The sequence below is a fragment of the Sphingopyxis sp. KK2 genome (genome assembly GCF_001990265.1).
Lineage (GTDB): Bacteria > Pseudomonadota > Alphaproteobacteria > Sphingomonadales > Sphingomonadaceae > Sphingopyxis.
In genome coordinates, this window is record NZ_LYVN01000172.1 from 1 (window position 1) to 7,302 (window position 7,302).

Here is a 7,302-nt window from a genome sequence, read left to right on the forward strand (position 1 = left end):
CGGCATCGCCCGCGCGGTGCCCGAGTCCGAAGCGGTTGGCGGCAAGATAGTCGATCGCCATGCGGCACCTTTCCAGCCCCCGCCTGCGTCTTTAGTCGCGGGAAGATGTCGCAAAGCTGTACCAGCCGCGCTGCGCGCGGCTCGGTTCGTCTCAGCCGAGCGGCTTGTCGTAGATCTGGTAGGTGCGGTTGATCTTCGCTTCGATCGCGCCGGCGACCGCGTTCATGCCCTGATTGTCGTCGAGCACCCAGCCGATGTCGCCATAGATGGTGCCATAGTCGCGCACCGCGTCGCGGCGGATGAACTCGATCATCATGAAGGCGAGGGTGCTCGCCATGCGGCTGTTCTGAAGCTTCTTGGCGACGCCCATCAGCGGCACGCGTAGGGTGATGCTCTTGGGTTTCCTGAGCCACCAGAGCAGCCGCGCCCAGTTGAACGGCCACAAGGTGCCGTCCATGTCGATCAGCTGTTCGTTGATATTGGGCAGCACGATCATGAAGGCGACGGGTTCGCCGTCGAGTTCGGCGACGCGGATCAGATCCTCGAAGACGATGTCCTTCAACTTCTTGCCGATGAAGGCGATCTCGCTGTCGGTCAGCGGGACGAAGCCCCAATTGTCCGACCAGGCGTCGTTGAGCAGCCCCATGATCAGCCGCGCCTCGGCGTCGAAATTCTTCTTGTTCACCTTGCGGATGCGGATGCGCGCATTTTTCTCGCCCGCCGCGACGATGCGCTCGACCAGCGGCGGGAAACCGTCGTCGACGCGCACGCCATAGTTGAGCAGGGTCTTGGCGGAGCGGTAGCCCGCGCCCTCGATCCAGCCCTGATAGAGCGGGCTGTTGTGCCCCATCATGATCGTCGGGACATTGTCGAACCCCTGCGTCAGCAGGCCGGGTTCGTCCCAGATCGAAATCGACAGCGGGCCGAGCGCGCGCGTCATGCCCTGGCCGCGCAACCAGTCCTCGGCGGTGACGAGCAGCGCGCGCGCGACTTCCTCATCCTCCGCCTCGAGCAGGCCCCAGTTGCCGGTGCCGGGCCCCATGCCCTGTTCGGCGGGCTGTTCGAGCGCGAGCGTGTCGATGTGGGCCGAGATGCGCCCGACCGTCCGGCCGTCGCGGCGCGCGGTGAACAGCTGCGCCTTGCCATGTTCGTACCAGGGATTCTTGCCCGGGGTGAGCAGGTCGAACACCTCGTTCCGCAGCGGCGGCACCCACGCCGGATCGCCGCGATTGAGGCGATAGGCGAGCTCGACGAATTCGCGCTTGTCGGCCTTGCTCTTGACGGGGTGGATGGTGACGGGGCCTTGATGATGTGCGGCCATGGCTGGTTTCCTGAACTAGGCGTCCTATATCTGTGGCGAGGCATTAGGGCATCAAGGTGGCGCTGGCGACCCGCATTCGGCCATCTTGCTGCCACGAAATTCTGGTTTGTGAACGCTTATGACGACGATCAATCCCCCCGCCGATCGGACCGCGACTCCCTTCGTGTCCGGTGCGGCCAAGACGGCGAAGACGCCCAAATCCGCGATTGCCGACGACAAGGCGATGCTGCGCGCCGCGTCGGAACTGACGCGCGACCTGGTGAACCCTAGCGCGCGCATCTATTGGACCGACTTCCTCGGCTCGACCCTGCTCGGCTATGGCGGCGTCGCCGCGGCGATCCTCGCGCCGTCGACCGGCTGGATGCTCGCCGCTGCGCTGGTGGCGGTGCTCGCGCTCTATCGTGCGGGCAGTTTCATTCACGAGCTCACCCATATCCGCAAGAACGCGCTGCCGGGCTTCCGCCTCGCGTGGAACGTGCTCGTCGGCGTGCCGATGCTGATCCCGGCCTTCCTTTACGAAGGCATTCACAGCCTGCACCACAATCGCACCAAATATGGCACGGTCGAGGACCCCGAATATCTGCCGCTTGCGTTGATGAAGCCGTGGACGGTGCCGTTGTTCGTGATCGTCGCGGCCTTTGCGCCGATCGCGCTGCTGTTCCGCTTTGCGGTGCTGACGCCGCTGTCCTTCCTGATACCGCCGCTGCGCAAGCTGGTGATGGAGCGTTATTCGGGGCTGATCATCAACCCGCTGTTCCGCCGCCGTTCGCCCGAGGGCGAATTCCGTCGCCAATGGGCGTGGCAGGAGGGCGGCGCCTGGGCCTGGTCGACGTTGCTGATCGCGGCGGGCGTGCTGGGCTGGATTCCGCTGCGCGCGCTGTTGATCTTCGGCGCGATCGCCTCGACCACCCTGGTGTTCAACCAGATCCGCACCCTCGTCGCGCATCTCTGGGAAAATGACGGCGGTGAGTTGACCGTCACCGCGCAGTTCCTCGACAGCGTCAATGTGCCGCCGCCGGGACTGCTGCCCGAGCTGTGGGCGCCCGTCGGGCTGCGCTATCATGCGCTGCACCACCTGCTGCCCGGCGTGCCGTATCATGCGCTGCCCGAGGCGCACCGCCGCCTGAAGGACGCGCTGCCGGTCGATTCGCAATATCATGGCGCGAATTACGACGGTCTGCCGGGGCTGGTCGTGCGGCTGGTGCAGGGTTCGGCGCGGGGCGGGGCGGCGGCCTGAGACGGAATCGCCGGTCAGTCAGCTTTTGCGATGCCGGCAGCCCAAGAGCGAATAGCTGATCTGTCCTCTGCGGAAGGACGGCATGGCCATGGGCCGGAATGCCACAGCAGCCCGGGTCTTTTGACATTTCGCACCTGAAACTCCCAAGTGCCGACCTCGCGCGTACCAGTTTCATCTTCGCAAACGACATGTGCGAAAATCACCGAGGGAAAATTCTTGTCGATATATTTGAGAGCGCCGTAACGCCGCGCCTTGTCTATAGCTTGCTCATCCGTGGCGCACATTGCCTCGACATCGAGCGCTTCCCATTCGCTATATGCCGTAATGACATAGCGTCGAGTAGAAGCATCCATCTGACGCGCTATTCCTCGGTCCGTATCAAAATCATCTCGCCGATCAGCGCGAAGAGGATGAAGGGTCCCCACGCCGCGAGGAAGGGCGAGTAGGCGCCCAGATCGCCCATCGCGAGCGCGAAATTGTCGGCGACGAAATAGGCGAAGCCGAGCGCCATGCCCAAGATCGCACGGACGAACAATTTGCCCGAACGCGCAAGGCCGAACGCCGCGACCGCGCCGAGCAGCGGCATCAGGATCGCCGACAGCGGCCCCGAAATCTTGTGCCACAGCACGCCCTTCAGCGCATCGACCGGGCGGCCCGCGGCCTCGAGGTCGGCGATCGCGGTCTGGAGCTGGAGGAAGGGCATCTGGTCGCCTTTGACCTGCGCCAGCGTGAACTGGTCGGGGGCGACGCCCTTCGCCGCGATGATCGTGCCGAGCGGCTCGACGGTGCCCGAGCGGCGGATGAAGCGCTTCGCATTGGTCAGTTCCCAGCCGCCGTCGACCGCGCGCGCGCTGTCCGCCGACAGGATCGACGACAGCACGCCGCCCTTGCGTTCATAAATATTGACCTTGCCCAGCGTCACGGCGGGGCCGCCGGTCTGGACCGTCGCGGCGTTGATCAGGTCGTCGCCGGCGCGCACCCAGATGTTGCTGCGGATGCCGTTGTCGATCGGGACCTGCGCATATTGCACCTTCTGCCACGCCGCGAGCGCCGCGGTCGAGCGCGCGACGATGCGTTCGTTGAAGCCGAAGCTGATCGCGGCGACGAGGAAGGAGGCGAGGAACAGCGGCGCGAGCACCTGGTGCGCCGACATGCCGGCGCCCTTCATCGCGATGACCTCGCTGTTCTGGTTCAGCGTCGCGAGGGTCAGGATCGTGCCGAGCAGCACCGAAAAGGGCAGGAAGGTCTCGATGATCTGCGGGATGCGCAGCCCGACATAGCGCCACACCTCGCTGTCGCCATTGCCCGCGACCGCGAGGATCTTGCCGCTCTCGCCGAGCAGGTCGAGCGTCTGGAGGATCAGCACCAGCGCGAACAGGATCGCGAAGGTGCGCACGAGGAACAGCCGCCCGACGTAGAGCGCCATGGTGCGCGAGGGGAAGAAGGAGAGCTGGTGCATTATTCGGCGGCCTGCAGCGCCGACCGCGGCTTGCGCTGGAAGATTTTCGCGAGCCCGCGGATCTTCTGGCCCGCCTTTGCCGCGACGCGTTCGAGCGCGCCGATCGGCTGGCCGCCGGGAACATGCGCGGTCTGGTAATACATCCACACCGCGAGCGCGGCGAAGAGCAGGAAGGGCACCCACAAGGCGATCAGCGGATCGACGGTGCCGCGCGCGCCCATATCCTCGGCATATTCGTTGATCTTGTGCTGGGTCACCAGCAGCACGATCGACAGGAAGATGCCGAGCGACGACGAGGATCTCTTGGGCGGGATGGCGAGCGCAATCGCGATCAGCGGGATCAGGAACATCGACACCACCTCGACGATGCGGAAGTGGAAATTCGCGCGCGATTCGAGCCGCGTTTTCAATGGTTCGCTCTGATCCTTGCCCGCAACGAACAGTTCGGGAATCGTCTTTTCGCGGTCGGCCCCGCCGCGGGTGCGAAAGGCGTCGATCTTGGGCAGCGGGATCGGCAAGTCGTGGTTGTCGAAGGTCAGCACGCGCGGCACCGCGAATTTGGGCGATTCATGGATCAGCACGCCCTTGGTCAGCCGCAAAATGATCGTCTCGGGGTCGTCGGTGGCGAGGAACTGGCCGCCCGCCGCGGTCGCCGACACGCTCTGCCCGTCCTTCTGCTCGCCGCGCACGAAAATGCCGCGCAGCGTCCGCCCCTCGTTCGAACTTTCCTCGATACGCAGCGTCATGCGGTCGCCGAGGTTGGTGAATTCACCGACCTTGATCGACGCGCCGAGCGCGCCAGAGCGCAATTCGAACTGCAGGCCTTCATAGGCGTAGCGCGCGAGCGGCTGGATGAAGCCGACGATCGCGAGGTTGAGCAGCGCGAGCGCGAGCGCAAAGGCGTAGGGCACGCGCAGCAGCCGCCCGAAGCTCATGCCCACGCCCTTCAGCACATCGAGTTCGCTCGACGTCGCAAGGCGGCGGAAGGCCAGCAGGATGCCGAGCATCAGCCCGATCGGAATGCCGAGCGACAGATATTCGGGAATGAGGTTGGCGAGCATGCGCCAGACGACGCTGACCGGGCCGCCCTCGTTGGCGACGAAATCGAACAGCCGCAGCATCTTTTCGAGCACGAGCAGCATCGCGGACAGGACCAGCGTGCCGAGCATGGGGAAAAAGATGAGCCGCGCGATGTAGCGGTCGATGGCGGGCAATCTATTCAAGCTTTCGTCGCCCCATCACCATGATTTGGCCGCAAATGATTCCGATATGCCGATTCAAGGGCGACAGGGACCCGTGCCGGCTGTGGCTGGCATGGCTATAGCCACTGGGAGCTAATGCGTCATGTCGAAATTTGTATCGACGTCACTCTGCATCATATTGTTGGCGGCCTCCGGGCCGGCGCAGGCATCGGGGCAGGTCCTGTCGAACGATCTGTCGAAGTGCAAAAGCGGACCGTCCACGCTGGTCCAGATCAGCGGTATCAAGAGCGGCGGCGGCAAGCTGCGCGTTCAAAGCTATCGCGCCACCTCGGCCGACTGGCTGGCCAAGGGCCGCTGGATCAACCGGATCGAAGTCAATGCGCGCGCCGGGTCGATGACCGTGTGCGTGCCGCTGCCCGATGCCGGCAGCTATGGCATCGCGGTGCGTCACGATATCAACGGCAACGGCAAGACCGACCTGTCCTCGGACGGTGGCGGCATGTCGAACAACCCGAGCATCAACATCTTCAACCTCGGCAAGCCGAGCTACAAGAAGACGGCTTTTGCGGTCGGCGATGGCCCGAAGACGATCTCGATCACCATGAAATATATGTAAGGATATATGGCCAGCGTCGCGCTCCTTTCCAATCCGCGCTCGACGGGCAACCGAGCCCTGTTGCCGCGCGTCCGGGAATATTGCGCCGCGCATCCCGATATCTTTCATTATGAGGTCGAGGACGTCGCCCAGATCGGCGAGGCGATCCGCACCATCGCGATGGTCAGTCCGCGCATCGTCGTGATCAACGGCGGCGACGGTACCGTCCAGGCCGCGCTGACCGAGCTTTATTCGGGCGATCATTTCGGCGGTTCGCCGCCGCCGGTCGCGGTATTGCCCAACGGCAAGACCAATTTGATCGCGCTCGACCTCGGCGCCGAGGGCGATCCGCTGAAGGCGCTCGAACGCGTGATCGAACTGGTCGAGAGCGGCCGGATCGAGGACCATGTCATCGAACGTCAGCTCATCTCGCTCGACAGCGGCGGCGAAAGCCGGCCGGTGCTCGGCATGTTCCTCGGCGGCGCGTATCTCGCCGACGTCATGCTCTATTGCCGCAACCGCATCTATCCGCTCGGCCTGCCGAATGGCGTCTCGCATTTCCTTGCGGCAATGCTCGGCCTGGTCGCGATGGTGCTTGGCCTCGGCGGCGGGCGGCTGCCGCCCAAGCCCGAGGCGATGACCGTGTCGCTGATCCGCCAAGGCGAGTTCAAAGGCAAATTCTCGTTGCTGATCGTCACGACGCTCGAGAAATTGCTGCTCAGCATCCGCACCAGCGAGGCGCATGGCACCAACGGCCATATGAAATTGCTTGCGACCGAAACCAGCGTCGGTGCGCTGTTCCGCATGCTCGGCGGCGCGTGGCGCGGCACGCTCGGCCAGCGTCCGCTCGACGGTGTGCATTTCGAGCAGGGCGACGAAATCCGTATCGAGGGCAAGCGGTCGAACGTCATTCTCGATGGCGAGATTTTCGTGGCGAGCGGCGGCAAGCCGATCGTCCTGACCTCGACCCAGCCGGTGCCCTTCCTGCGGCTCGCCGCCTGAGCCCGACATGCCCGACAGCCTGACCGACCTGGTCCGCGCCGAACTGTCCGCCCCTGCCGATCCGCGCGCGCGCGCGATGGCGGCGGCGATTGCCGCCGAATATCCGGGATCGGCCCGCGCCGTGCTTTTCTATGGCAGCTGCCTGCGCGAGACGCAGCTCGACGGGTTGATGCTCGATTTCTACCTGATCGTGTCCGATTATGGCGACGCTTATGGCCGGCGCTGGCTGGCAGCGGCGAACCGGCTGATCCCGCCGAACGTCTTTCCGTTCCAGCACGACGGGCTGATCGCCAAATATGCGGTGCTCAGCGAGGCCGACTTCGACCGCCTCAACGGGTCCGCGACGCGCAACGTGTCGGTGTGGGCGCGCTTTGCGCAGCCGTCGCGGCTCGCCTGGGCGGTCGACGACACCGCCGCCGACCGCGCTGTCGCCGCGGTTGCGCGCGCCGCGCCGACGCTGCTTGCCGCGGCGGGCCGGGTCGAGGG

7 protein-coding genes and 1 pseudogene are annotated in these 7,302 nt (G+C 64.9%); 4 read left to right on the top strand and 4 right to left on the bottom strand.

Annotated features, from left to right (window positions below; translation table 11 throughout):
• Window positions 1-151: 151 nt before the first annotated feature.
• The gene (locus B1A78_RS19255) at window positions 152-1,321 is read right to left on the bottom strand and encodes an N-acetyltransferase (protein WP_077148512.1); all 1,170 of its coding nucleotides are present in this window, start codon (window positions 1,319-1,321) and stop codon (window positions 152-154) included.
• 118 nt (window positions 1,322-1,439) lie between these two features.
• On the opposite strand from B1A78_RS19255, the gene B1A78_RS19260 reads away from it, so the two are divergent.
• Window positions 1,440-2,558 carry a fatty acid desaturase gene (locus B1A78_RS19260; RefSeq protein ID WP_077148513.1) on the top strand — a complete coding sequence of 373 codons (1,119 nt, stop codon included), beginning with the start codon at window positions 1,440-1,442 and terminating at the stop codon, window positions 2,556-2,558.
• 14 nt (window positions 2,559-2,572) lie between these two features.
• On the opposite strand, the gene B1A78_RS22380 is transcribed toward B1A78_RS19260, so the two are convergent.
• From B1A78_RS22380 to lptF, 3 genes are read right to left on the bottom strand one after another with little or no spacing between them, the layout of a single operon-like run.
• Window positions 2,573-2,911 (bottom strand): hypothetical protein, encoded by a 339-nt coding sequence (locus tag B1A78_RS22380; protein ID WP_144037909.1) that lies wholly within the window; start codon window positions 2,909-2,911, stop codon window positions 2,573-2,575.
• A gap of 8 nt (window positions 2,912-2,919) precedes the next feature.
• On the bottom strand, window positions 2,920-4,017 hold the full coding sequence (gene lptG / locus B1A78_RS19265; RefSeq protein ID WP_077148514.1) for an LPS export ABC transporter permease LptG: 1,098 nt from the start codon (window positions 4,015-4,017) through the stop codon (window positions 2,920-2,922).
• Window positions 4,017-5,186 carry an LPS export ABC transporter permease LptF gene (gene lptF / locus B1A78_RS19270; protein ID WP_372236908.1) on the bottom strand — a complete coding sequence of 390 codons (1,170 nt, stop codon included), beginning with the start codon at window positions 5,184-5,186 and terminating at the stop codon, window positions 4,017-4,019. The genes lptG and lptF overlap by 1 nt, the downstream gene beginning before the upstream one ends.
• A 175-nt stretch (window positions 5,187-5,361) precedes the next feature.
• Here lptF and B1A78_RS19275 point away from each other — a divergent pair, with 175 nt between their 5' ends.
• The 3 genes and pseudogenes from B1A78_RS19275 to B1A78_RS19285 form a co-directional block, all read left to right on the top strand.
• Entirely contained in the window at window positions 5,362-5,835 is a 474-nt protein-coding gene (locus B1A78_RS19275) for a DUF2141 domain-containing protein (protein WP_077148516.1), read from the top strand.
• Between the two features lie 6 nt (window positions 5,836-5,841).
• Window positions 5,842-6,816 carry a diacylglycerol kinase family protein gene (locus tag B1A78_RS19280; protein ID WP_077148517.1) on the top strand — a complete coding sequence of 325 codons (975 nt, stop codon included), beginning with the start codon at window positions 5,842-5,844 and terminating at the stop codon, window positions 6,814-6,816.
• A 7-nt stretch (window positions 6,817-6,823) separates the two neighbouring features.
• Window positions 6,824-7,302, top strand: a pseudogene (locus B1A78_RS19285) (hypothetical protein); the annotation flags it as partial.